The sequence below is a fragment of the Ewingella sp. C233 genome (assembly GCF_055407225.1).
In genome coordinates, this window is the sequence record NZ_JBUZRI010000001.1 from 120,071 (window position 1) to 144,994 (window position 24,924).

Below are 24,924 nucleotides of genomic sequence, written 5' to 3' on the forward strand. Positions count from 1 at the left end.
TCCACTCGGTTGCAGTCTGGACTGCAATTTTTTTGTCTACATAACCTCAAGCACAGGCCGTGCCATAGTGTGCATGAACAGTAAAACCCGGATTTTCAGCAGGCGGCAAAAAAGAGATGCACTGCACCGGTGCGCAAAGCAGAAAGAAGGGAGGGATGTTGAGCGTTCAATGTGCAAACCGCCAGCGGATGGCTGGCGGTTTATGAGGATCACACTTTAAACTGGCTGCTCAGGCGACTGACGCCTAACCCGTTCACTTTGGTGACTTTGATTTGCACCGGAATGCGGTCTTTCATCGCTTCGACGTGACTGATGACGCCGATGGTTTTCCCCGAAGCATTCAGGCTGTCGAGGGCATCCAGAGCGGTGTCCAGGGTGTCGGCATCGAGTGTGCCGAAACCTTCGTCAAGGAACAGCGAATCGATGCGGGTCTTATCGCTGACCAGATCGGATAACGCCAGTGCAAGGGCCAGACTGACCAGGAAGCTTTCGCCGCCGGAGAGCGTGCGGGTGTCTCGTACCGCGTCTGCCTGCCAGGTATCGACGACCTGTAACTCCAGGGCATCGCTGGTTTTACGCTGTAAAAGATAACGACCGTGCAGCTTCTCCAGCTGTTTATTCGCCAGATAGACCAGATGATCCAGCGTCAGACCTTGCGCGAATTTGCGGAATTTAGCGCCATCGCCGGAGCCAATCAGCGCATTCAGATAACCCCAGTCATCGCAGAACTGTTGCGACTGCGCAATCTGCGCGATCAACGCCTGCTGGCCTTCGCGACGCGTAATGTCGCTGGTCAGTTGGTTGCGGATCTCGCCGAGTTGTTGTTGCAGAGTTTTCAGCTGTTGGGAGAGCTGGCTCAGTTCAGCCGTCAGCATGGCGGCATCGTGGTCATTATCACCGAGTGTCTCCGGGCGAATCTCGCGCAGCTGTGCCTGCGTGGCGTTGGCTTGTTCGAGCAGGGCGCGGTGCTCGGCCTGGCGCTGCTGGAGCTGCTCTTTGCGTATCTGTAACTGCTGGCGCAAATTATCGTCGAGCAGAGCTTGCATCAGCGCCGATTCATCGCTGAATTCGCTGGCGTTAAGCGCCTGCTGCCACGCTTCTTCGGCCTGCTGCAAACGTATAGCAGATTGCTGCTGCTGTTGGTTCAACGTTGCCAACTGGCCGGCCAGACGATCGCGCTGCTCCTGGGCTTTCAGTAATTGTTCTGATGCCCGCTGGAAAGTGTTTTCGCACGCCTGCATTTGGGTTCGCAGCTGTTCACGCACCTGAGGAATTTGCTGTTCACCAAATAGGGCGGTGCGCTGAGCACTGAGTTCCGCCAGTGCTTTTTCGGTGTCGCTGAACTGCTGTTGCAGGCGCGTAAGCTGAAGCTGTGTCTGAGCATGATTTTTCTGCATCAGCGTAAAGCGTTCAGTTAATAGCTCTGCTTGCTGGCGGGCGTTTTGCTGCTGGTTGACGGCGGCGGCAAGCGCATCTTTGGCCTGTTGCAGCAGGCGTTCGGCCTGCTCATGACTGGTGAGATGCCGCTGACACTGTTGTTCATCCTGTTCGCAGCGTTCCAGCCATTGCCCGAGCTTATCAGCGTCCTGCAAAGTGAAGGATAATTGCAACGGCGCGCTAAGCTGCTGCCAGCTCTTCAGGTGAGAGTCCAGTTGCTGCTGGTCTTGTGTCAGGCTGTTTTGCAGACGTAACTGCTGCTCTTTCAGGCTTTCAGTTCTGGTCCGCAGCTCCGTACCGGCGGTATGTAACGCTTCGGCTTTCGCGCGCATTTCTGCCACGCGCTGCGCTGTTTCAGACGGTTTAATCTCCTGATAGCGTTCAATGGCCGGATGAGACGTCGAGCCGCACAGCGGGCAGGCTTCTCCGGTTTGCAGACGGGCGCGTTCGGCTTCCAGACTGACAATCCGCTTTTCCTGCTCCAGCAATTTTTCAACATCATTAAGATGAGCTTTCTGCTGTTTGAATTGCTGTCGGATAAGTTCCAGCTGTTGTTCTGCAACGGCCAGTTCGGTCTGGCGCTGTGTGAATTCGGTGGTCTGCTGTGCGACCCGCAGGCTTGTTTGCGGGTACAGCTGGGACAGGGAAAACAGCTGCTGGCGCACCGGCCGCAGTTGCACCAGTTCTGCCTGACGTGAACGCAACGCAGCGAGGGGATGCTGTTTCTCCAGCTCCGCCTGTTGCTGCTGCTGGGTGCTCAGGGCCGCAGTCAGCGGGGTCTGTTGGGCCTGATGCTGAGTGCTTTGGGCTTCCAGTTGGGCGCGCTGGGCGGTCAGTTGTTCGAGCGCGGCATTTTGCTCACGGACCTGATGATTCGCCTCCGTGAGCGACTGCGACGCGTCTGCCTGCGTTTTTCGCCACTGGGCAATCTGGTTGTCGAGGGGCTGTACCTGTTCGTCGATGAGCTTTTGTTGCTGCTCCTGAATCTGCATCTGTTGCTGACGGGCGGTACGTGCCAGTTCCAGCGCCTGATTCAACGGCGTCATCTGGGCCAGCTGCTGTTCCTGTTGCTGCGTCAGGTCAGTGATCTGCTGCGATAAAGCCTGATTTTCCTGACGAATACGGTTGCGGTCATTGAGCAACGGGCGCAGTTTTTCAGCCGGTTCGCTGCGCGCCAGTTGCTGTAACTGCGGCGCGGCCTGCGCGATATCCTGTTCCGTGGCTGCCAGCTGGCGTTGGTATTCGGCCTGTTTTTGCTGTGCGACTTGCCACTGTTGCAGCCAGTTAAGATCCTTTTGGCGCATCTGAGATTGCTGGCTTAACTGCTGCTCCTGCCCACTGACCGCCGCCAGTCGGCTTTCCAGTAACTGACGCTGCTCTTCGCTCAATAGCTCAATGCCCGCCATGCGCTGGTGCAAACCTTCAAGCTGATTCTTCGCTTGTTTATGCTGTTCGAACACCTGTTCCGACAGGCGGCCATAGATCTCAGTGCCAGTCAGCTCTTCGAGCAGTTCGGCGCGGTCATTGGCGTCGGCATTCAGGAATGCGGCAAACTGCCCCTGCGAGAGCATCATCGATTTGGTAAAACGGCCGAAATCCAGACCAGTAAGCTGGGCGATGGCGTCAAGTTTATCGCGCACTTTGTCGGCCAGAATTTTGCCGTCGGCCAGTAACGCCAGCTCGACTTTGGGGGCCTGTAAATTGCCATCCGGTGAATTTTTGGCGCGGCGCTGGCTCCAGAAGGCGCGGTAGCCGATGCCTTTGACTTCGAACTCCACCTCCGCCAGAGATTCGGCCGTGTGGCGGGTCATCAGCTCGTTTTGCGTCGGTGAAACGTTCAGGCGTGGTGTCTGGTGATACAACGCCAGACAAATGGCGTCGAGCAGGGTGGTTTTCCCCGCGCCGGTCGGGCCGGTAATCGCGAATAAACCGTTACTGGCAAAGGGCTCGGCGGTGAAGTCGATCTTCCATTCACCTTCCAGTGAGTTCAGGTTTTTCAGACGCAGGCTGAGAATTTTCATGATGCGTTCTCCTCGGCTGAGGTGCCGCTTTGTACCTGTTCCACCACCTGAGCGAACAGGGTGCGCATCCGCGCCTGGCGGTTTTCATCTACCCCGGTTTCCAGTGCCAGACGGCGTTCAAATACCTCGCCGACGCTCAGTTCGCTGAGGGTCTCTTTTTCTTGTTGCGAAATGCTGTTTTGCCGCTGCTCTTTGCTGCGGCGCAGTAACACCACTTCGACCGGCAGGTCGGCGGTCAGGGCCTGAATCCGGCGCTGAATATCACTGAGATAATCCTGCGTGGCGACTTCAATATCTAGCCACACCGGCTTGTCGGTCTCAGCGTCAGTAAACTGTTTTAGTTGTTGTTCGATGTCGACGAGCGCGCCCTTGATCATCTGCATCGGCTGAAATTGCGGGATCTCCAGCGTGTCGATGGCGTTGAGGGTCGCGCCATCAAAATCGAGTAAATAGACGCTTTTCACTTTGCCCAGCTCGTCAAAACTCAGGGCAATCGGTGAGCCGCTGTAGCGGATATGCTCGGTTTTCGCCACACACTGGGCGCGATGAATATGCCCGAGGGCCACATAATCTACCGGCGGAAAAGCCTGTGCGGGGAAAGCGTCGAGCGTGCCGATATAGATGTCGCGTACTGAGTCAGAGGTGCTGACGCCGACGGTGGTCAGATGACCGGTGGCGATGATCGGTATCAGCACGCCGAGGCGTTCACGTTCGGCCACGGCGGCCTGATAAAGTGCGTCATAATGTGCGGCGATGGCTTCCTGCAATGCCAGCTGCTTGTCGCTACCGGACTGACCAGCCTGACTGGCAATCAAATCACGAGGGCGCAGGAACGGAATGGCGCACAGCACCGCTCCGGGCGTGCCGTCACGTTGATGAAGCACCAGAATCTGCTGCGACAAATCTTCGCCGACGGTAGCAATCACCCGGGTATTGAGGCAGGAGAGCAGTTCGCGTGACTCATTAAGCGTCGCAACCGAATCGTGATTTCCGGCCAGAACAATTAACTGGCAGCCGGTTTTTTGCAGTTCCACCACAAAGCGGTTATACAGTTCGCGCGCATAACTCGGTGGGGAGCCGGTATCGAAGATATCTCCGGCCACAATCACGGCGTCAACCTGATGATTTTCCACCTGTTCCGTCAGCCAGCGTAAAAACGCCTGATGCTCGGCGGCACGGCTTTTGGTGAAAAAGTACTGACCAAGATGCCAGTCTGAAGTATGGATCAGGCGCATGAAACTCCCGTGATGAAGTGTGCCACGATGCAGTGTCGCAAAGAGTGTCGCAAAGTATAAACGCCAGCAGGGTCGGCTGTCCCTGATAAATCAGCCGGATTTCAGCGGCATGACGTAATAATGAAGGCTTAGCTACACTTAGTTCGGTTGCTGGTTTTTTTTCATAAATCTGTCACAAAACTGACGCATAATGCCTCCCGCAATCAAACAATTGATCGCTAACCTATTGGCAGGATCTACGATGGCTAGACGTATATTAGTGGTTGAAGATGAAGCTCCGATCCGTGAAATGGTCTGCTTCGTACTGGAACAGAATGGCTATCAGGCAATTGAAGCAGAAGATTTTGACTCGGCAATCGCTCGGTTAATCGAACCTTTCCCCGAACTTATTTTACTCGACTGGATGCTACCGGGCGGTTCCGGCATACAGTTCATCAAACACCTTAAACGCGAAGCGTTAACGCGTGAAATCCCTGTCATGATGCTGACGGCACGTGGTGAAGAAGAAGACCGGGTGCGCGGGCTGGAAGTGGGTGCTGACGACTACATCACCAAACCGTTCTCACCGAAAGAGCTGGTGGCGCGTATTAAAGCCGTGATGCGCCGGATTTCACCGATGGCGGTGGAAGAGGTGATCGACATGCAGGGCCTGATCCTCGACCCGTCATCACACCGCGTGATGGCGAACGAGCAGGCGCTCGACATGGGCCCGACCGAGTTCAAACTTCTGCACTTCTTTATGACCCATTCCGAACGTGTTTACAGCCGCGAACAGTTGCTCAATAACGTTTGGGGCACTAACGTGTATGTGGAAGATCGCACAGTGGACGTTCATATCCGTCGCCTGCGCAAAGCGTTGGAAACCAGCGGGCACGATCGGATGATTCAAACCGTACGTGGGACCGGGTACCGGTTCTCAACACGCTACTAATATCCGTCATACTTCAAGCTGCAGGCGACTTGAATTATTTAGGGTAACGAATCATTTAGGGTAGAGAACAACTGACGGAGTTACTGTGTGTTAGAACGTCTGTCCTGGAAACGGCTGGCCGGGGAACTGTTCCTGTTCTGCCTGCCGGCGCTGATCATCGGTATTTTCTTCGGCCATTTCGGATGGCTGCTTTTTGCGTCCCTGCTGGCGGCGCTGGGCTGGAACTATTATAACCAGCTTAAACTCTCTCATTGGCTGTGGCTCGACCGCAGCATTACTCCGCCAAATGGCCGCTGGAGCTGGGAACCGCTGTTTTATGGCCTTAACCAGATGCAGATGCGCAACCGACGGCGGCGGCGTGAACTCGGTCAACTGATCAAACGTTTTCGCAGCGGCGCAGAATCGCTGCCTGATGCGGTAGTGCTGGCGACCGAAGAGGGGAATATTTTCTGGTGCAACGGTCTGGCGCAGGAGCTGCTGGGCTTTCGCTGGCCGGAAGATAACGGGCAGCATATTTTCAACTTGCTGCGTTACCCGGAATTTCGCGCCTGGGTGCAGAACCGCGACTTTGACCGTGCCCTGAATTTACAGCTGAACAACGATCACTATGTCGAATTCCGTGTCATGCCTTATTCGGAAGGGCAGTTGCTGATGGTGGCGCGCGACGTCACTCAGATGCGCCAGCTCGAAGGTGCCCGTCGCAACTTCTTCGCCAACGTCAGCCATGAATTACGCACGCCGCTGACGGTGTTGCAGGGCTATCTGGAGATGATGGAAGACGAGAAGCTGGAAGAGCCTTTTCGCAGCAAAGCGCTGGACACAATGCAGGAGCAGACCCGTCGCATGGACGGGCTGGTTAAGCAACTGCTGACGCTTTCGCGCATTGAAGCCGCCGCGAATATTGATCTCAATGAGCGGGTGGATATGCCGCTGATGCTGGGAATGCTTGAACGGGAAGTGCAGACGCTGAGCAGTGGCCGTCACGACATCGTGTTTCGCGTTAACGACAAATTGCAGGTGTTTGGCAATGAAGATCAGCTGCGCAGCGCGGTCTCGAACCTGGTCTATAACTCGGTCAATCACACGCCAGCGGGTACCCGGATTGAAGTCAGCTGGCAGCAGACGCCACTCGGTGCGCAATTTCAGGTCAGCGATAACGGACCGGGTATTGCCCCTCAGCATTTACCACGCCTGACGGAGCGTTTTTATCGCGTTGATAAGGCCCGTTCCCGCCAGACCGGCGGCAGCGGACTGGGGCTGGCGATCGTCAAACATGCACTCAGCCACCACAACGCCAAGCTCGATATCATCAGTGAAGTGGGCACCGGCACCCGCTTTATGTTCACTCTGCCGCAACGGCTGATTGTACCTGCGGGGCAAAACAGCGGAGTACGGGTTAAGCATCCGGAATAAACCGGAAAGCTGCTGACAGAGCAGCTTTCCCTTTTTGCCTTGCACGAATCTCATCGCCATCATGAATTTCCTTCACGTCCCATGAAAAATCCTCGTTTGTCGGTGAAACCTTGGCATGACAGGATAGCCTTAAAGATGTTTAGCCATCTGGATGGCTTTATGTAACTTTAAGTGATTATTCACTTTGTGAATCATTGGCTCCCTGCCTCTGGCGGGAGGCACCTTCAGGAGATTTTCATGCAACGTACTCTTCCCCCTTTCCGTGCTGACGTGGTAGGCAGTTTTTTACGTCCGGCGGCCATTAAGCATGCGCGTAAGCAATTCCAGGCGGGTGAGATTGATGCCGGCCAGCTGCGCGCAGTAGAAGATACCGAGATCCGCCGCGTGGTTGAGCTACAGCGTGAAGCCGGTTTGCAAGTGGTTACTGACGGTGAGTTTCGCCGCGCGTGGTGGCATTTCGATTTCTTCGAGGGGCTGGACGGCGTAGAAGGTTACGATGCAGTTCAGGGGATTCAGTTCAACGGCGTACAAACCAAAGCGCGCAGCATCAAAGTCACCGGCAAGCTGGGGTTTAGTGACCACCCGATGCTGGAAGATTTCCGCTTCCTGAAAAGCATCAGCGGTTCTGCCACACCGAAAATGACGATCCCGAGCCCAAGCGTGATGCATTTTCGCGGCGGCCGTGACGCAATCAGCAAAGAGATTTACCCGGATCTGAACGCCTATTTTGACGATCTGGCGCAGTTGTATCGTGACGCAATCAAAGCGTTCTATGACGCTGGCTGCCGTTATCTGCAACTCGACGATACCGTCTGGGCGTATCTGTGCTCGGAAGATCAGAAGAAGCAAATTCGCGAACGCGGTGATTCTCCGGAAGAGTTAGCGCGTACTTACGCCGGTGTGCTGAACAAAGCGATTGCCGGTAAACCCGACGATCTGGTGATTGGTCTGCATGTTTGTCGGGGCAATTTCCGCTCGACCTGGATCTCCGAAGGCGGGTATGAGCCGGTAGCTGAGATTCTGTTCGGCGGCGTCAACATCGATGCGTTCTTCCTGGAGTATGACAACGAGCGCTCCGGTGGCTTCGCGCCTTTACGTTTCATCAAGCCGGGTCATCAGCAGGCCGTTCTGGGCTTAATCACCACTAAATCTGGCGAACTGGAGCTGGCGAAAACGGTGGAAAGCCGTCTTGCAGAAGCGGCCGAATTCCTTGATATCAACCAGATTTGCCTCAGCCCGCAGTGTGGGTTTGCCTCAACGGAAGAGGGAAACAGCCTGAGTGAAGAGCAGCAGTGGGAGAAGCTGAAACGGGTCGTAGATATCGCTGCCCGTATTTGGTGACCTGAAAAACTAGTAGGTTAACCTTCTGTTAACACTTTATAAACGTGCGTGAAATGACTGTAATCTGGTAGTTTTGCGCACTTTTATTGTCAATCGTGCATATCTTGTGCTTCGTATGTTCATAAATCATACATATCATGTGACGTGTTTTAACGCTTATTTAGTGGTATTTACTGCTTTGTTGTAATTATCTGGTGGAAGACTCTGCTTTTTGGATCGCGACTTGCCTTTCCGCACTATAAACGTTTACCTTAGCTCCCGCTGTCGCTCGATACTCCCTGCATAACAACATCTTTATCTGCATATCATCAGGCGTTTATAAGCTCCTTTCTGCCCTCACATCGATGTTAACGCGCGCTCATCGCGGCGTTGTCTCATGACGAAAGAGCAGGGTGCCAGCAACGGTCACTTTTATTCATTTGAACAGGCAACACGACACCAATCATGAGTACTCGTTTAGCAAGCAAAGATATTCTGGCGCTGGGTTTTATGACCTTCGCCTTATTCGTCGGTGCAGGGAACATTATTTTCCCACCGATGGTCGGCTTACAGGCTGGCCATGAAGTCTGGTGGGCAGCTGCCGGCTTTATGGTGACGGCGGTTGGCCTTCCGGTGATGACCGTGATCGCGCTGGCGCGCGTCGGTGGTGGTGTTGACGCCCTGAGTACGCCGATTGGCCGTGCGGCCGGTTTACTGCTGGCGACGGTCTGTTATCTCGCCGTGGGTCCGCTGTTCGCCACGCCGCGTACGGCAACGGTTTCTTTCGAAGTCGGGATCGCGCCACTGACCGGTGACGGCCCGATGCCGCTGTTCATCTATAGCGTGATCTACTTTGCGCTGGTGATTGGCATTTCCCTCTATCCGGGGAAATTGCTCGATACTGTCGGCCACTTCCTCGCGCCGTTGAAAATTGTCGCGCTGGGTGTATTGGGCATTGCCGCCGTGTTGTGGCCTGCGGGCCAAAGTATTCCGGCGACAGAAGTCTATCAAACTGTGCCGTTCTCCAGCGGTTTTGTGAATGGATATCTGACCATGGACACCTTGGGCGCGATGGTCTTTGGGATCGTCATTGTGAACGCAGCGCGTTCACGTGGCGTAAGCGATGCCAAATTGCTGACCCGTTATACCGTCATGGCGGGTTTGATTGCCGGTGTGGGCCTGATGCTGGTTTACCTGAGCCTGTTTAAACTCGGTGAAAACAGTGCCTCACTGGTACCGGATGCGACCAATGGCGCGGTTGTCTTGCATGCTTATGTTGCCCATACTTTTGGTGGCGTTGGCACCTTCTTCCTGGCCGCACTGATTTTCGTTGCCTGTATGGTGACCGCGGTTGGCCTGACCTGCGCCTGTGCGGAGTTCTTCGCGCAATATTTGCCGCTCTCTTATAAGACGCTGGTATTTATTCTGGGCTTGTTCTCCATGCTGGTCTCGAACCTCGGCCTGAGCCATCTGATTCAGATTTCCATCCCGGTGCTGACGGCGATTTATCCGCCGTGTATCGCGCTGGTAGTGCTGAGCTTCACGCTGCGCTGGTGGAATAACACCACCCGTATCATGGCACCGGTGATGCTGGTCAGCTTCTTGTTCGGTGTGATTGATGGCATCAAAACGTCTGCACTGGCAGACCTTATGCCAGCCTGGACTTCGCACCTGCCGCTGGCGGCGCAGGGTCTGGCATGGTTGCCGCCTTCAGTGGTGATGCTGGTGTTGGTCGGAATTTACGACAAAATCAGCGGTCCGCGCAGCGTTACTGCACATCAGTGATCCGTATTGAAGGTTCACGCAAGTGATGTTTAGATCGTATAATTGATTTTCGCCAAACAGGCCACGGGATCCCTTCCGTGGCTTTTTCATTGGTTTGAGTAAAGTCTCTCATCAGATTTGATGAAAACAGAAATTGGATTAATTACATGCAGCACTCAGTTGAGCAACCGTCCGTTGAGAAAGAACCGCCTGCGACTAAATTAAAGCGCGGCCTGACGACCCGGCATATTCGTTTTATGGCGCTTGGTTCGGCCATCGGAACCGGGCTGTTTTACGGTTCGGCCGAAGCGATAAAAATGGCCGGCCCCAGCGTATTACTGGCGTATTTGATCGGCGGGATCGTTGCATTCATCATCATGCGCGCTCTGGGCGAGATGTCGGTGCACAATCCGCAAAGCGGCTCTTTCTCGCGTTATGCGCAGGATTATCTCGGGCCAATGGCCGGATATATCACCGGCTGGACCTACTGTTTTGAAATCCTGATCGTGGCGATTGCTGACGTGACGGCGTTCGGCATCTACATGGGTATCTGGTTCCCGGATGTCCCGCAGTGGACCTGGGTGCTCAGCGTGGTGCTGATCATCGGTGCGATCAATCTGGTCAGTGTCAAAGTGTTCGGTGAACTGGAATTCTGGTTCTCCTTCTTCAAGGTCGCGACTATCATCATCATGATTGTGGCGGGTTTTGGCATTATCTTCTGGGGTATTGGCAACGGCGGCCAGCCGACCGGTATCCACAATCTGTGGAGTCACGGTGGTTTCTTCAGTCAGGGGATTATGGGCACCATTTTATCCCTGCAACTGGTGATGTTTGCCTATGGCGGCATTGAAATCATTGGTATTACAGCCGGTGAAGCGGAAGATCCGAAGAAGTCGATTCCCAAAGCCATTAACTCCGTTCCGCTGCGTATCTTGGTGTTCTATGTGGGTACGCTGTTTGTGATTATGTCGATTTTTCCGTGGAATCAGGTGGGCACACAGGGCAGTCCGTTCGTGCTGACTTTCCAGCACATGGGCATTACCGCGGCGGCCGGCATTCTAAATTTCGTGGTGATCACCGCTTCGCTTTCTGCGATTAACAGCGATGTGTTCGGCGTTGGCCGTATGCTGCACGGAATGGCGAAGCAGGGCCAGGCGCCTAAAATGTTCAGCAAGGTTTCCCGTCTGGGTACGCCATGGGTCACGGTTCTGGTGATGATGGCGGCGCTGCTGGTGGCGGTTTACCTCAATTACATCATGCCGTCTAACGTGTTCCTGGTGATTGCCTCTCTGGCGACCTTCGCGACCGTCTGGGTGTGGATTATGATCCTGTTCTCGCAGATCGCGTTTCGCCGTAAATTGAGTAAACAGCAGGTTAAAGCGCTGGAATTCCCGCTGCGTGGTGGCATCTATACCTCGGTGTTCGGCATCCTGTTCCTGTTCTTCATCATCGGCCTGATTGGCTGGTTCCCTACTACCCGCGTTTCGTTGTACGTCGGTCTGGTATGGGTGGCAGTACTGCTGATCGGTTATGCGTTCAAGCTGCGTAACGATCGCAAGAAAGAAGCGCTGACTGTGGACAACAACGGCTAAGTAAACGCTCACATTAAGATAAAGAAAAGCCCCCGATATCCTCATGATAGCGGGGGCTTTTTCATCTTATTACGGATTAATATCCAATAGCAGCACCCGCGGGTCTGCGCACATCATTGGCGCCATACAGATAGCCCTCACGCACTTTGCCCGATACCGCCGAGTCATTGCCTGAGTTCATCGGCGTGACACCCGCAGCACCCGGTAAGCCCACCAGAATCAGCTCTGCTGCGCCCCAAGGGGTTTGTTCCACCATTTTGTAGCCCATCTTCGCCAGAACATTCAGACTGTCCTGAGAGACACCGCGCTGCTCGTAATACACTTCGTCTGGCAGCCACTGGTGGTGAATGCGCGGTGCATCGACCGCTTCCTGTAGCGGCATGCCGTAATCAATGACGTTAAGCGCGGCTTGAAGCGTAATAGTGATGATGCGGGAACCGCCAGGCGAGCCGAGAACCATAAAGATTTTGCCATCTTTGGTCACTAAACTCGGGCTCATTGAGGAGAGTGGGCGCTTACCGGGGGCGATGGCGTTACGCGAACCCTGCACCAGACCGTACAGATTTTTTTCGCCGACTTTGGTGGTGAAATCATCCATTTCATCGTTAAGGAAGAAACCGGTGCCCGGCGCAATCACCACGGAACCGAACAGTCCATTGATGGTGTAGGTCGTAGAAACAGCATTCCCCATTTTATCGACGATGGAGTAATGCGTGGTTTCCGGCTTCTCATGGGGTTCCATACCCGGCTGCACCTGCGTGGACGGCGTGGCTTTATCCGCTTCTATTCTCTTACGAATTTCTTCGGCGTAGCTTTTGCTGACCAGACGATCGACCGGGTTCTTCACAAATGCTGGATCGCCAAGATAGGTGTTACGGTCCATATAGGCATGGCGCATGGCTTCGGTGAGCGTGTGGATGGACGCCGCAGAGTTGAAGCCCATGCTTTTCAGATCATAGCCTTCAACGATGTTAAGAATTTCACACATCGTCACGCCGCCGGAGCTGGGTGGCGGTGCGGAGACAAATTTATAGCCGCGATAACTGCAGGTGATGGGGGCAGTTTCGGTGACTTTGTAGTTTGCGAAATCCGCCGCAGTCAGAATGCCACCGCCTTTTTTTGATGCCGCTTCCACCGCCGCCGGGATTTTGCCTTTATAAAATGCGTCCGGGCCATGTTCGGAAATGGATTCGAGCGTATTGGCTAAATCGGTTTGCACCAGTTTGTCGCCGGGTTGTAACGGACTGCCGTCCGTTCGCAGAAATATGCGTGCTGCTTCCGGATCTTCTTTAAAGCGCTGGACTTTGGTATCGAGAATATCGGTATCTGCGCGGGTCAGCACGAAGCCCTGACGCGCGAGTCTAATCGCCGGCGCCATCACCTGCTGGCGGCTCAGCGCGCCGTACTCTTTCTGTACTGTATCCATTCCCAGTACGGTACCGGGGACGCCTGCGGCCAGATAGCCATACAGGCTGGCGCCTTTTTTCACGTTGCCGTCGGCGTCGAGATACATATTGGCGCTGGCAGCGGCCGGTGCGGTTTCACGGAAATTGATAAAAGTGTCTTTGCCGTCCGCCAGGTGTACCGTCATAAAGCCGCCACCGCCGATATTGCCACAGCACGGGTTCACGACGGCTTGCGCATACCCCACGGCAACGGCGGCATCAATGGCGTTTCCGCCCATTTTCAAAATATCCACGCCCACCTGCGAGGCCAGATATTGTGACGTCACCACCATACCGTTTTTGGCTTCTACTGCCGGGCTGGAGGCTGCATACAGCGGTGCGCTGGAGAGCATAGCCAGTGCGATAAGCGATTTTTTCCATGGAATTACCCACATATAAACTCCTGTTTATTACCCAGTCATTTTGATATCAGAACCTTCAGGCTCTTGTGTGATAACGCTTTTTTATGGCGATCGCGTCCATTTCGCCCGAAGGATCTATGCAAGGTACGCGCCAGTTATCGAGGTTTCGCACAGCAGGCAAGGGACATACTGAGAGTAGCGTTTATTGTGGGGAACGCGCAGTGATTTGTTACGAATATGTGAACGAATGGGAGGGCGGGCAAAAAAAACGGCCAGCGAGGCTGACCGTTATTGACCTTGAAATCCGAAAGAGGATTACAGGTTTGAGGCGTTTTCAGACAGGTATTTAGCAACGCCATCTGGTGATGCGCCCATACCTTTTTTGCCTTTTTCCCACTGAGCCGGGCACACTTCGCCGTGCTCTTCGTGGAATTGCAGTGCGTCAACCATACGCAGCATTTCGTCGATGTTACGGCCCAGTGGCAGGTCGTTAACAACCTGGTGGCGAACCACACCGGCTTTGTCGATCAGGAATGAGCCGCGCAGTGCAACACCAGCGTCCGGATGTTCGATACCGTAAGCTTTCTGAATTTCGCGTTTGATGTCAGCAACCATTGCGTATTTAACAGGACCGATACCGCCTTTCTCTACCGGAGTGTTACGCCATGCGTTGTGAACGAACTCTGAGTCGAAGGAAACACCCACAACTTCAACGCCACGTTTCTGGAACTCTTCATAGCGGTGATCGAAAGCGATCAGCTCAGAAGGACACACGAAGGTGAAGTCCATCGGCCAGAAGAAGATCACAGTAGGCTTGCCTGCAGTGTGTTTTTTGAAGTTGAAGTTTTCAACAACTTCGCCGCTACCGAGTACTGCTGCTGCGGTGAAATCAGGGGCTGGACGAGTTACCAGGACCATAAGTACTCCTGTTTATAGTAGGTAAGTGAATAGGATGTATAAATCGCTAGCTAGTATAGGGTCTGAAGGAAAGCGAATAAACCCCATCAGACCAATCAATCAGATAGTATCTGGCTATCAGTTTGCGAGCCAAGTCGCAATACTGGCTATGATTAACCGCCTTATTTGCAGGGTTTTGTGCGTTCGTTCACGTTATTAGCCGGAGGGCTTAAAGCTGTCGGTTTTTCGCCTGCTGCATCATCTGCGGATAAAATTGCCAGAAAAGTTGCTCAAGGGCGTCGTAGTTCAGCTCAAGATCGTGGAAGGATCCCTCCAGCGCACTGAGTTTTGGTCGCCGGGACGCCATCCCCGTTAATACGTTGCCGATAAAGGGCAGGGCGGCGTAACGTTGCATCCAGCGTTCAGGCCAAAGCCAGGCATTCAAATTCTGGAAGCGTTCGGGCATATCGGGCAGTTGCGGTTCAATTTCCTGCTGACACTGGTCGATAAAATCCTCCAGCGAAACAACGGGCACTAGCGTTTCCCAGTGACGGGAGAGGAAGTGATCCCAGACCACATCCAGCGTGATGGGCGCCACGCGGCGGAATTCCGGACGAAAATAGCCGCGGGCGATTTTCACTTCCGGCAGGCTGTCCGTCATGACGTCAACCCGGCGGTGCATGCGGATACCGCTGACAATCGTGTCGGAATAGAGGCCGTCAGGATTACCGCGAACGAAGTCAGCCAGCAGGTTGCCCAGCAGCGAACTGTCGGCCATTGAGGCCAGATGAAGGTGCGCTAAAAAATTCATCGGGGGAGTATAGCGCAGGAAACTTGATCTCTGACAGGGTAGCGGGTGCCTTTATTAGCGCATCCCCTTGCAGGGGGGGCGCCGTACCACTAGACTAACCCGCCTGTTTTTGTCCGTTAAGTGAAGTGAAAAGCCATGCGCGTTGCCGATTTTTCTTTTGAACTCCCCGAGTCCCTGATTGCCCGCTATCCGCAGACCCAGCGCAGCGGCTGCCGTTTGTTGTCGCTGGATGGTCCGACCGGCGAGCTGACGCACGGCGTTTTCACCGATATTCTTGATAAAATCCTGCCCGGCGATCTGCTGGTTTTCAACAATACCCGCGTGATCCCTGCCCGTGTATTTGGCCGTAAAGCCAGCGGCGGTAAGATTGAAGTGCTGGTTGAGCGCGTGCTGGATACCAAACGCATTCTGGCGCATGTCCGGGCGTCAAAATCCCCGAAACCAGGTGCTGAACTGTTGTTAGGTGATAACGAAAATATCAAAGCCACCATGGTAGCCCGCCACGACACGCTGTTTGAACTCGAATTCAATGAAGATCGCGACGTTTTCACACTGCTCGATGAAATCGGCCATATGCCACTTCCGCCCTATATTGATCGCCCGGATGAAGACGCCGACCGCGAGTTATATCAGACGGTCTACAGCGAACGTCTTGGCGCTGTAGCGGCACCGACTGCCGGTTTGCATTTCGACCAGCCACTGATGGATCAGCTTAAAGAAAAGGGCGTAGAGTTTGCCTTCGTAACACTTCACGTGGGCGCGGGCACCTTCCAGCCGGTGCGCGTTGACACCATTGAAGAGCACATTATGCACGCGGAGTATGCTGAAGTGCCTCAGGACGTGGTCGACGCGGTGCTGGCCTGTAAAGCGCGCGGCAACAAAGTGGTGGCGGTGGGTACCACGTCCGTCCGCTCGCTGGAAAGCGCGGCCAAAGCCTGTGACAACGGACTGATTGCGTCATTCTTTGGCGACACCAAGATCTTCATTTATCCCGGCTATCATTATCAGGTGATTGATTCCCTGATCACTAACTTCCACCTGCCTGAATCAACATTGATCATGCTGGTCTCGGCGTTTGCCGGCTACAAGAACACCATGAACGCTTACCATCAAGCCGTGGCAGAACAGTACCGTTTCTTCAGTTACGGCGATGCAATGTTCATTAACCGTAACCCGCTGGCCCCGCAGGAAGTGGTGGCGCAGCAATAAGTAATCAGTAACTATCGGCCTGGGCGCACTGCGTGTATCTGGGCTTTCTTTCCGGGCGTGATGCCACGGATTTAACCTCATCAGACTGTTTCTCTGATGCTGGAGGCAATGTGAAGTACGAATTAAGCACCACCGATGGCCGCGCCCGTCGCGGACGTCTGGTTTTCGACCGCGGCGTGGTTGAAACCCCTGCCTTTATGCCAGTCGGTACTTACGGCACGGTAAAAGGCATGACGCCGGAAGAAGTCAAAGAAACCGGTGCGCAGATCCTGCTCGGAAATACCTTCCACCTGTGGCTGCGTCCGGGTCAGGAAATCATGAAGCTGCATGGCGATCTGCATGACTTTATGAACTGGCATGGCCCGATCCTCACCGATTCAGGCGGCTTCCAGGTGTTCAGCCTGGGCGCGATGCGTAAGATCAAAGAAGAGGGTGTACATTTTCGCAACCCGATCAATGGCGATCCGGTTTTCCTCAGCCCTGAAAAGTCGATGGAGATCCAAAACGATCTCGGTTCTGACATCGTGATGATCTTCGACGAATGTACGCCATATCCAGCGGACTGGGATTACGCGAAACGTTCGATGGAGATGTCACTGCGCTGGGCGAAACGCAGCCGCGATCGTCACAACGAATTGAATAATAAGAATGCTTTGTTCGGAATTATTCAGGGCAGCGTTTACGAAGATTTACGAGATGTATCATTAAAAGGGCTGGTAGATATTGGCTTTGATGGTTACGCTGTGGGCGGCCTGGCAGTAGGCGAGCCAAAAGAAGACATGCACCGCATTCTGGAACACGTTTGCCCACAGATTCCGGAAGATAAACCGCGCTATCTGATGGGGGTCGGTAAACCTGAAGATTTAGTCGAAGGCGTGCGTCGTGGCGTGGATATGTTTGACTGCGTAATGCCAACGCGTAATGCGCGTAACGGTCACTTGTTTGTGACCGACGGTATCGTAAAAATCCGTAATGCCAAGTATAAAAGCGATACAACGACCCTTGATGAGCATTGTGACTGTTACACCTGTCGCAATTATAGCCGTGCCTACTTGCATCATCTTGACCGTTGCAACGAAATACTGGGTGCACGTCTTAATACCATCCATAATTTGCGCTATTACCAGCGTTTGATGGCAGGTTTACGCCAAGCTATCGAAGAGGGTAAATTAGAGCTGTTTGTAAAAGACTTCTACGAGCGCAAAGGTAAAGAGGTTCCGCCTCTCAACTTCTGATCCGGAAGCCTTTGGTGGCAACGTTGTGATGTCAGAATTCTGAGATCAAACGCCGCCATCAACGATTTACCTGGCGTCGCTATTTTGGCGGCGCTTTTAAACGAGTCGATTCAACAGAAACAGACGGTGATCGTCATGTTTCATAACAACAATGAGGGAATTTAAATGAGTCTTTTCATTTCCGATGCAGTCGCAGCTTCCGGCGCACCGTCACAGGGAAGTCCTTATTCTCTGGTCATCATGCTGGTAGTTTTTGGTCTGATTTTCTATTTCATGATCCTGCGCCCGCAACAGAAACGCTCTAAAGAACACAAAAAACTGATGGACTCCATCGGTAAAGGTGACGAAGTGATGACCACCGGTGGTCTGATCGGTCGCGTAAGCAAAGTAGCCGAAACTGGTTATGTTGTTATCGCGCTGAATGACACCACTGAAGTGATGATCAAGCGTGACTTCGTGGCTGCCGTTCTGCCGAAAGGTACGATGAAGGCTCTTTAATTTTCGATTTTCCCGAAGGGAACTGCCGTGTTAAACCGTTATCCTTTGTGGAAGTATCTGATGCTGATCGTTGTGATCATCGTCGGTCTGCTATATGCACTTCCCAACCTTTATGGTGAGGATCCGGCTGTTCAAATTACTGGCGCTCGGGGCTCCGACGCCAGTGTTGCAACGCTGGACCAAGTCAAAGACGTATTAGATCAAGACAAAATTCAGGTCAAGTCCATTGCTCTGGAGAATGGTCAGATTCTTGCCCGCTTTAAAGACACTGATGTGCAGCTGCGCGCACGCGAAGCCCTCACCAGCGCCCTGGGCGACAAATTTGTTATTGCACTTAACCTTGCGCCGGCAACGCCGCGATGGTTGAGCATGTTGGGTGCTGAGCCGATGAAACTCGGTCTTGACCTGCGTGGTGGTGTGCACTTCCTGATGGAAGTCGACATGGATACCGCGTTGAGCAAGCTGCAAGAGCAGACCTTGGACAACATGCGCAGTGATCTGCGCGAGAAAAATATTCCTTACGCCACGGTACGTAAACTCGACAACTATGGTGTCGAAGTTACTTTCCGGGATGCCGCGACCCGCGACAGTGCCGTCAGCTATCTTTCCCCACGCCACCGTGATTTAGTCATCAGCGCCAGCGGCGATAAAGCTGCACGCGTCGTCATGACTGATGAGCGTTTGAATGAAGCTCGCGAATACGCTGTTCAGCAAAACATTACTATTTTGCGTAACCGTGTAAACCAACTGGGTGTGGCCGAGCCGCTGGTACAGCGTCAGGGTGCTGACCGTATCGTGGTTGAACTGCCGGGTATCCAGGATACTGCGCGTGCCAAAGAAATTTTGGGCGCAACAGCGACCCTGGAATTCCGTCTGGTTAATACCAACGTTGATGCCACTGCTGCAGCCTCTGGCCGCGTGCCAGGTGACAGCGAAGTGAAAAATACCCGTGAAGGCCGTCCGGTTGTCTTGTACAAGCGCGTGATCCTGACCGGTGACCACATCACTGACTCAACGTCAAATATGGACGAGTACAACCAGCCGCAGGTTAACATCTCCCTCGACAGCGCTGGCGGTAACGCCATGTCTAACTTCACTAAGGACAACATCGGTAAACCGATGGCAACCCTGTTCGTGGAGTACAAAGACAGCGGTAAGAAAGATGCCAACGGCCGTTCAATTCTGGCTAAGCAGGAAGAAGTGATCAACGTGGCGACGATTCAGTCACGTCTGGGTAACAGCTTCCGTATTACCGGCGTTAATGATCCGAATGAAGCCCGTCAGCTCTCTCTGTTGTTGCGTGCCGGTGCACTGATTGCGCCAATTCAGATCGTTGAAGAACGTACCATCGGCCCGACCTTGGGTATGGAAAACATCAAGCAAGGTCTGGAAGCCTGTCTGGCAGGGCTTGCGGTCTCAATTATCTTCATGCTGTTCTTCTATAAGAAGTTTGGCCTGATTGCGACCTCTGCGCTGATTGCTAACCTAGTGCTTATTGTTGGGATCATGTCCCTGATACCAGGGGCGACGCTCACCATGCCGGGTATTGCGGGTATCGTATTAACCCTTGCGGTAGCGGTTGATGCCAACGTGCTGATTAACGAACGTATTAAGGAAGAACTTAGTAACGGACGTTCAGTACAACAGGCCATTGAGGAAGGTTATAAAGGCGCGTTCAGCTCCATCTTTGATGCCAACGTCACGACGCTAATCAAGGTCATCATCCTGTATGCCGTCGGCACCGGGGCAATTAAAGGCTTTGCGATTACAACCGGTATTGGTGTAGCGACGTCAATGTTTACCGCAATCATCGGTACCCGTGCCATCGTAAACCTGTTGTACGGCGGCAAGCGCATCAAAAAGCTGTCTATCTGAGGAGTGCGTTGTGGCACAGGAATATACTGTTGAACAATTAAACCATGGCCGTAGAGTCTATGACTTTATGCGCTGGGATTACTGGGCTTTCGGTATCTCCGGTTTCCTGTTGATCCTTTCTCTCGCCATTATCGGTGTGAAAGGTTTCAACTGGGGTCTGGATTTCACCGGTGGTACGGTCATCGAAATCTCGCTGGAAAAACCTGCGGATCTGGATGTGATGCGCGCAGCGCTTGAGAAAGCAGGCTTCGCAGAACCGCTGGTACAGAACTTTGGTAGCAGCCGTGACATCATGGTACGTATGCCACCGACTAAGGGTGAAACAGGCGGCCAGGTTCTGGGTACCAAAGTTCTTAGCGTGATTAACGAAACGACCAGCCAGAATGCCCAGGTGAAACGCATCGAGTTCGTTGGGCCGAGCGTTGGGGCCGATTTGGCGCAGAATGGTGCCATGGCACTGTTAGTGGCGTTGATCGCTATCCTGATTTACGTCGGTTTCCGCTTCGAGTGGCGCTTGGCCGCAGGTGTGGTTATCTCGCTTGCTCACGACGTTGTGATCACCATGGGCGTTATCTCGTTGTTCCACATCGAGGTTGACTTGACCATCGTCGCCTCGTTGATGTCGGTTATCGGTTACTCGCTTAACGACAGCATCGTGGTATCGGACCGTATTCGTGAGAACTTCCGCAAGATCCGCCGCGGGACACCTTATGAAATCTTTAACGTGTCGTTGACCCAGACGTTGCACAGGACATTAATCACATCCGGTACGACGTTAGTCGTGATCCTGATGTTGTATCTGTTTGGTGGTGCGATGTTACGTGGCTTCTCACTGACCATGTTGATTGGTGTTTCAATCGGTACGGCTTCATCAATTTACGTGGCGTCCGCGCTGGCCCTGAAACTGGGCATGAAACGCGAACACATGTTGCAGCAAAAAGTCGAGAAAGAGGGCGCAGATCAGCCTTCGCTCCTGCCTTAAGCTGTCAAGATGTGAGTCACTAAAAGCCCCGCATTGCGGGGCTTTTTTATGCCTGTTCAACGGCTGGCTGTTTTGATCAATCGTCAGATCCTATTGTAACCATTGGCCACTGGCGTTCTGCTATTTGATGTTAATCCATCTCTTCATGTCAGCCTCTCTACTATAACTTGTCGGAAATTCGACGGAAAAACATGGCCTTGCTCATGGGCCTCGATTCAATCCGAGAGAGATGGGCCCCACTTCATGGGATGAGATCATCATCAAACTCAATCAGGATGCAGGGTTCAAGACGAAGTTTTTCGAGAGTTATCCGCAGGGATTTACAGCTGCATCGATTACCGATGCCATCAGCGAGTTTGAGAAAACTTTGCTGACCCAGAACAGCCCGTTCGATCGCTACTTAGGCGGCGATGATGAAGCCATTACCGCGCAACAGGCTCATGGCTATCCGTTGTTTAAAGACAATAAGTGCGCCACCTGCCATACCAGTAAAACACCGGGTGGGCAATCTTATGAGCCGCTCGGGTTGAGAAAATACTCTTTCACGACAGGTTTTAACGATGCCGATATTGGTCGATTCAACGTGACGAAAAACGAACGCGACCGTTTCAGGCAGAAAGTCCCGACGCTGCGTAACATTACTCTGAACGCGCCCTGCTTTCATCGGGGATGTGGCAACGCCGGACGAGGCGGTTAAGCCGATGTTGGTGTATCAGGTTGGCAAAAAAGCATCATGGCAGGATGTTAATGATATTGTTGCGTTTCTCGGCAGTTTGCAGGGGCAGTATCAGCCCTATGTTCTTATCAGCCATTAAAACCTGATAAAGCAAACAACCAAACCCGACGCCAGAAGATGACGTCGGGTTTACTATACTATTTTCTTGTAGCTCAGGGTTGGGTGGCAACCTGTGGCGCAGACTTGGTTTCCGCTTCGATATGATGCAAGCGGATAAATCCGAGGGTTTCAACGCTGACATTGCGTAAACGGATGTCGAGTGTTTGTTCAGCGCCTGGCAGTAGAGTCGGCGTGCTGGTCAGAGTCTGTGTTTGCATATCGACGGTCAGCGGTTTGCCGGTCACGGGATCCAACTGCCCCCAGTCGAGAGAGGCCGTGAACATCGGCAATGGCTGTCCGGAGGAATTTTTGATATGCAATATCGCTTGCACACCCATGGCGTCTGGCATGACGTTGGTCAGCGAGACGTTTAATTCACCGATGTTACTTTTCAGCACGGCAGGGCTCTTGGCGGCGGGCAAAATATACAGGCCGGTATTTGACTGACGGTTAAGCAGTGTTTGTTGTTCGAGCGCGCTGGCTAAATCGGTCAGGCGCTGTAACTTTTGATTTAACTGGCCGACTTCAGTTTTCAGCTCAGGCAATTGCGGGTTTTGTGCGGCGCAACCAGCCAGTGTCAGCAGGGCCGTAACGGCGAATGCTGTGCGAAAATATCGTGTCATGTCAGTAATTTCCTTTTCTGTTGTCCTGTAAATAATCGTCCGTCAGGACATATGAAATCATAGATACGTCGGGGGAGATACCCTACCGCCGCTCTAACGGGTGGCTAAGTTTAACCCGATGTCAGCCAAAGTAGCGACAGCCTTTGTTGTCGTGCGACTTCGCGCTAAACTAGAGGCCAATCGGGTCCGCCATCAGGAAGTGCTATGCATTGCCCATTTTGTGCTGCTGTTGATACGAAAGTCATCGATTCCCGCCTGGTCGGCGATGGGTCACAAGTCCGGCGTCGCCGCCAGTGTCTGGTGTGCCATGAACGCTTCACCACGTTTGAAGTGGCTGAGCTGGTTATGCCGCGTGTCATTAAAAGTAATGAAGTTCGTGAACCGTTTAATGAAGACAAATTACGCCGTGGTTTCTTGAAGGCTCTGGAAAAGCGGCCGGTCAGTTCTGATGATGTCGAAATGGCGATCAGCCATATCAAGTCGCAATTGCGCGCCACTGGCGAGCGTGAAGTCCCCGCTAAGATGATCGGTAATCTGGTCATGGATGCACTTAAAGGGCTGGATAAGGTCGCGTATATTCGCTTTGCCTCGGTCTACCGCAGCTTTGAAGACATCCGTGAATTCGGCGAAGAAATTGCCCGCCTGCAGGATTAAGGAACGCTATGCCCGCTGAACAGCTACATGCCGATGAAAAGTACATGGCACGCGCCTTTGAACTGGCGCGCCGGGGACGTTTTACCACCACGCCTAATCCTAACGTCGGGTGCGTGATTGTTCGTGACGGCGAGATCGTTGGTGAAGGCTACCATCTGCGTGCGGGCGAACCTCATGCTGAAGTGCATGCCCTGCGCATGGCGGGTGAACGGGCCAAAGGTGCAACGGCTTACGTCACGCTCGAACCCTGTAGCCACCATGGACGTACGCCACCCTGTGCCGATGCATTAGTTGCTGCCGGTGTTACACGGGTGGTGGCATCCATGCAGGATCCAAATCCGGAAGTCGCGGGGCGCGGGCTTTACCGTCTCAAACAGGCCGGGCTAGACGTCACTCACGGGCTGATGCATAGCGAGGCCGAAGCGGTAAACCTGGGTTTTCTCAAACGTATGCGCACCGGTTTTCCCTATGTGCAACTAAAAATGGCAGCTTCCCTTGATGGTCGCACTGCGATGTCTTCGGGCGAAAGTCAGTGGATCACCTCCGCCGCTGCCCGCGCTGACGTGCAACGTTTTCGCGCCCAGAGTTCGGCCATCCTCAGTTCCAGCGCTACCGTGCTGGCAGACAACCCCTCTTTGAATGTGCGCTGGAGTGAACTCGACAGCGACACCCAAAATCTTTATCCGCAGGAAAATTTGCGCCAGCCACTGCGCATTATTATCGACAGCCAAAACCGCGTGACGCCGCAACATCAACTGGTTAATCAGCCGGGGGAAACCTGGCTGGCACGCTTGCAGGCCGATACACAGACCTGGTCTGACGCCACGCAACAATGGGTGGTGCCTGGGCGTGGCAACCGCGTTGACCTGGTACTGATGATGATGATGTTGGCTAAGCGTCAGGTGAACTCAATCTGGGTCGAAGCCGGCGCTGAACTCGCCGGTGCTTTGCTGCAGGCGGGTCTGGTTGATGAGTTGATTGTTTATATGGCACCCAAATTACTCGGGGAAAACGGACGTGCGCTTTGTGTGCTCCCAGGCTTGCAAACCCTGTCCGATGCGCCACAATTCACCCTCCGCGATGTGCGGCAGGTCGGGCCTGATTTGCGTCTGCGCCTGAAACCTTCTCACTGATAGGTGACTGAATCGCCAGCAGACGGCCATGCCCCCGCCTGCAATATCCCCCTGTCATGCATGGGTTTATAAATCGCATGTCCAGACATGGGAATATTATGATAGAATCCGCCCCCCTGCGGCTGGGCCAGGCTGGGGTTGTTAAAAGCTTAACTCTTGAACCCATTTAAAGGAAAACCTATGAACGTTATCGAAGGTGTTGTAGCCACGCCGAACGCGCGCGTAGCAATCGCTATTGCCCGTTTCAACAATTTCATCAACGACAGCCTGCTTTCCGGCGCGATTGATGCCTTGAAACGAATTGGTCAGGTTAGCGACGACAACATCACCGTTGTATGGGTCCCGGGCGCTTATGAACTGCCTTTGGCTACCCGTGCGCTGGCGAACAGCGGCAAATACGATGCCGTTATCGCACTGGGTACCGTCATCCGTGGGGGCACTGCCCATTTCGAATTCGTTGCTGGTGAATGTAGCTCTGGCCTGTCCAGCGTTGCCATGAGCAGCGAGATCCCGGTTGCGTTTGGTGTGCTGACTACCGAAAGTATTGAGCAAGCCATTGAACGTGCAGGGACAAAAGCCGGTAATAAAGGCGCTGAAGCTGCCCTGACCGCGCTTGAAATGATTAATGTTATCAAGGCCATTAAGGCCTGAA

19 protein-coding genes and 1 pseudogene are annotated in these 24,924 nt (G+C 53.5%); 14 read left to right on the forward strand and 6 right to left on the reverse strand.

Annotated elements, in window-relative coordinates:
• Nucleotides 1–209: 209 nt before the first annotated feature.
• Together sbcC and sbcD are read right to left on the reverse strand one after the other, a co-directional pair.
• Nucleotides 210–3,458: an exonuclease subunit SbcC gene (gene sbcC, locus ACZRKO_RS00620; protein WP_463735354.1), complete on the reverse strand. Its 3,249-nt coding sequence runs from the start codon at nucleotides 3,456–3,458 to the stop codon at nucleotides 210–212.
• Complete coding sequence (gene sbcD, locus ACZRKO_RS00625) at nucleotides 3,455–4,693, reverse strand: exonuclease subunit SbcD (RefSeq protein WP_463735355.1); 1,239 nt, start codon at nucleotides 4,691–4,693, stop codon at nucleotides 3,455–3,457. The genes sbcC and sbcD overlap by 4 nt, the downstream gene beginning before the upstream one ends.
• A gap of 241 nt (nucleotides 4,694–4,934) precedes the next feature.
• Here sbcD and phoB point away from each other — a divergent pair, with 241 nt between their 5' ends.
• From phoB to proY, 5 genes are all read left to right on the forward strand, one after another.
• Complete coding sequence (phoB, locus tag ACZRKO_RS00630; protein WP_463735356.1) at nucleotides 4,935–5,624, forward strand: phosphate response regulator transcription factor PhoB; 690 nt, start codon at nucleotides 4,935–4,937, stop codon at nucleotides 5,622–5,624.
• Nucleotides 5,625–5,711: 87 nt separating this feature from the next.
• Nucleotides 5,712–7,037 (forward strand): phosphate regulon sensor histidine kinase PhoR, encoded by a 1,326-nt coding sequence (gene phoR, locus ACZRKO_RS00635; protein WP_463735357.1) that lies wholly within the window; start codon nucleotides 5,712–5,714, stop codon nucleotides 7,035–7,037.
• 237 nt (nucleotides 7,038–7,274) lie between these two features.
• Nucleotides 7,275–8,378, forward strand: a complete 1,104-nt coding sequence (locus ACZRKO_RS00640; protein WP_463735358.1) for a cobalamin-independent methionine synthase II family protein — start codon at nucleotides 7,275–7,277, stop codon at nucleotides 8,376–8,378.
• A gap of 444 nt (nucleotides 8,379–8,822) precedes the next feature.
• Entirely contained in the window at nucleotides 8,823–10,142 is a 1,320-nt protein-coding gene (gene brnQ / locus ACZRKO_RS00645; protein ID WP_463735359.1) for a branched-chain amino acid transport system II carrier protein, read from the forward strand.
• 146 nt (nucleotides 10,143–10,288) lie between these two features.
• Nucleotides 10,289–11,713 (forward strand): proline-specific permease ProY, encoded by a 1,425-nt coding sequence (gene proY, locus ACZRKO_RS00650; protein ID WP_463735360.1) that lies wholly within the window; start codon nucleotides 10,289–10,291, stop codon nucleotides 11,711–11,713.
• A gap of 76 nt (nucleotides 11,714–11,789) precedes the next feature.
• Here proY and ggt read toward each other — a convergent pair whose 3' ends face one another.
• The 3 genes from ggt to ACZRKO_RS00665 all read right to left on the reverse strand — a co-directional run bounded on the left by ggt (nucleotide 11,790) and on the right by ACZRKO_RS00665 (nucleotide 15,228).
• A complete protein-coding gene (gene ggt / locus ACZRKO_RS00655; protein ID WP_463735361.1) occupies nucleotides 11,790–13,553 on the reverse strand; it encodes a gamma-glutamyltransferase in 1,764 nt (587 codons plus the stop codon).
• Between the two features lie 282 nt (nucleotides 13,554–13,835).
• On the reverse strand, nucleotides 13,836–14,438 hold the full coding sequence (locus ACZRKO_RS00660) for a peroxiredoxin C (protein ID WP_463735362.1): 603 nt from the start codon (nucleotides 14,436–14,438) through the stop codon (nucleotides 13,836–13,838).
• A 208-nt stretch (nucleotides 14,439–14,646) separates the two neighbouring features.
• On the reverse strand, nucleotides 14,647–15,228 hold the full coding sequence (locus ACZRKO_RS00665) for an ACP phosphodiesterase (RefSeq protein ID WP_463735363.1): 582 nt from the start codon (nucleotides 15,226–15,228) through the stop codon (nucleotides 14,647–14,649).
• A 135-nt stretch (nucleotides 15,229–15,363) separates the two neighbouring features.
• Here ACZRKO_RS00665 and queA point away from each other — a divergent pair, with 135 nt between their 5' ends.
• The 6 genes and pseudogenes from queA to ACZRKO_RS00695 all read left to right on the forward strand — a co-directional run.
• Nucleotides 15,364–16,437, forward strand: a complete 1,074-nt coding sequence (queA, locus tag ACZRKO_RS00670; protein WP_463735364.1) for a tRNA preQ1(34) S-adenosylmethionine ribosyltransferase-isomerase QueA — start codon at nucleotides 15,364–15,366, stop codon at nucleotides 16,435–16,437.
• Between the two features lie 110 nt (nucleotides 16,438–16,547).
• Nucleotides 16,548–17,672, forward strand: a complete 1,125-nt coding sequence (gene tgt / locus ACZRKO_RS00675) for a tRNA guanosine(34) transglycosylase Tgt (protein ID WP_463735365.1) — start codon at nucleotides 16,548–16,550, stop codon at nucleotides 17,670–17,672.
• A gap of 165 nt (nucleotides 17,673–17,837) precedes the next feature.
• Nucleotides 17,838–18,170, forward strand: coding sequence for a preprotein translocase subunit YajC (gene yajC, locus ACZRKO_RS00680; protein ID WP_140470712.1), 333 nt, complete (start codon nucleotides 17,838–17,840; stop codon nucleotides 18,168–18,170).
• Between the two features lie 27 nt (nucleotides 18,171–18,197).
• Complete coding sequence (secD, locus tag ACZRKO_RS00685; protein WP_463735366.1) at nucleotides 18,198–20,045, forward strand: protein translocase subunit SecD; 1,848 nt, start codon at nucleotides 18,198–18,200, stop codon at nucleotides 20,043–20,045.
• A gap of 10 nt (nucleotides 20,046–20,055) precedes the next feature.
• The gene (secF, locus tag ACZRKO_RS00690) at nucleotides 20,056–21,027 is read left to right on the forward strand and encodes a protein translocase subunit SecF (protein ID WP_463735367.1); all 972 of its coding nucleotides are present in this window, start codon (nucleotides 20,056–20,058) and stop codon (nucleotides 21,025–21,027) included.
• Between the two features lie 199 nt (nucleotides 21,028–21,226).
• Nucleotides 21,227–21,842, forward strand: a pseudogene (locus ACZRKO_RS00695) (cytochrome-c peroxidase); the annotation flags it as partial.
• Between the two features lie 73 nt (nucleotides 21,843–21,915).
• Here ACZRKO_RS00695 and ACZRKO_RS00700 read toward each other — a convergent pair.
• Complete coding sequence (locus ACZRKO_RS00700) at nucleotides 21,916–22,485, reverse strand: SadB/YajI family lipoprotein (RefSeq protein ID WP_463735368.1); 570 nt, start codon at nucleotides 22,483–22,485, stop codon at nucleotides 21,916–21,918.
• A 204-nt stretch (nucleotides 22,486–22,689) separates the two neighbouring features.
• On the opposite strand from ACZRKO_RS00700, the gene nrdR reads away from it, so the two are divergent.
• The 3 genes from nrdR to ribH all read left to right on the forward strand — a co-directional run bounded on the left by nrdR (nucleotide 22,690) and on the right by ribH (nucleotide 24,923).
• Nucleotides 22,690–23,139 (forward strand): transcriptional regulator NrdR, encoded by a 450-nt coding sequence (nrdR, locus tag ACZRKO_RS00705; protein WP_463735369.1) that lies wholly within the window; start codon nucleotides 22,690–22,692, stop codon nucleotides 23,137–23,139.
• Between the two features lie 8 nt (nucleotides 23,140–23,147).
• Complete coding sequence (ribD, locus tag ACZRKO_RS00710; protein WP_463735370.1) at nucleotides 23,148–24,272, forward strand: bifunctional diaminohydroxyphosphoribosylaminopyrimidine deaminase/5-amino-6-(5-phosphoribosylamino)uracil reductase RibD; 1,125 nt, start codon at nucleotides 23,148–23,150, stop codon at nucleotides 24,270–24,272.
• Between the two features lie 180 nt (nucleotides 24,273–24,452).
• On the forward strand, nucleotides 24,453–24,923 hold the full coding sequence (ribH, locus tag ACZRKO_RS00715) for a 6,7-dimethyl-8-ribityllumazine synthase (RefSeq protein ID WP_463735371.1): 471 nt from the start codon (nucleotides 24,453–24,455) through the stop codon (nucleotides 24,921–24,923).
• Nucleotide 24,924: the final 1 nt, after the last annotated feature.

Excerpts from the sequence above, each read along its gene's own strand:
- sbcC (WP_463735354.1), bottom strand. The coding sequence starts at position 3,458 with ATGAAAATTCTCAGCCTGCGTCTGAAAAACCTGAACTCACTGGAAGGT.
- sbcD (WP_463735355.1), bottom strand. The coding sequence starts at position 4,693 with ATGCGCCTGATCCATACTTCAGACTGGCATCTTGGTCAGTACTTTTTC.
- phoB (WP_463735356.1), top strand. The coding sequence starts at position 4,935 with ATGGCTAGACGTATATTAGTGGTTGAAGATGAAGCTCCGATCCGTGAA.
- ACZRKO_RS00640 (WP_463735358.1), top strand. The coding sequence starts at position 7,275 with ATGCAACGTACTCTTCCCCCTTTCCGTGCTGACGTGGTAGGCAGTTTT.
- brnQ (WP_463735359.1), top strand. The coding sequence starts at position 8,823 with ATGAGTACTCGTTTAGCAAGCAAAGATATTCTGGCGCTGGGTTTTATG.
- proY (WP_463735360.1), top strand. The coding sequence starts at position 10,289 with ATGCAGCACTCAGTTGAGCAACCGTCCGTTGAGAAAGAACCGCCTGCG.
- ggt (WP_463735361.1), bottom strand. The coding sequence starts at position 13,553 with ATGTGGGTAATTCCATGGAAAAAATCGCTTATCGCACTGGCTATGCTC.
- ACZRKO_RS00660 (WP_463735362.1), bottom strand. The coding sequence starts at position 14,438 with ATGGTCCTGGTAACTCGTCCAGCCCCTGATTTCACCGCAGCAGCAGTA.
- ACZRKO_RS00665 (WP_463735363.1), bottom strand. The coding sequence starts at position 15,228 with ATGAATTTTTTAGCGCACCTTCATCTGGCCTCAATGGCCGACAGTTCG.
- queA (WP_463735364.1), top strand. The coding sequence starts at position 15,364 with ATGCGCGTTGCCGATTTTTCTTTTGAACTCCCCGAGTCCCTGATTGCC.
- yajC (WP_140470712.1), top strand. The coding sequence starts at position 17,838 with ATGAGTCTTTTCATTTCCGATGCAGTCGCAGCTTCCGGCGCACCGTCA.
- ACZRKO_RS00700 (WP_463735368.1), bottom strand. The coding sequence starts at position 22,485 with ATGACACGATATTTTCGCACAGCATTCGCCGTTACGGCCCTGCTGACA.
- nrdR (WP_463735369.1), top strand. The coding sequence starts at position 22,690 with ATGCATTGCCCATTTTGTGCTGCTGTTGATACGAAAGTCATCGATTCC.
- ribD (WP_463735370.1), top strand. The coding sequence starts at position 23,148 with ATGCCCGCTGAACAGCTACATGCCGATGAAAAGTACATGGCACGCGCC.
- ribH (WP_463735371.1), top strand. The coding sequence starts at position 24,453 with ATGAACGTTATCGAAGGTGTTGTAGCCACGCCGAACGCGCGCGTAGCA.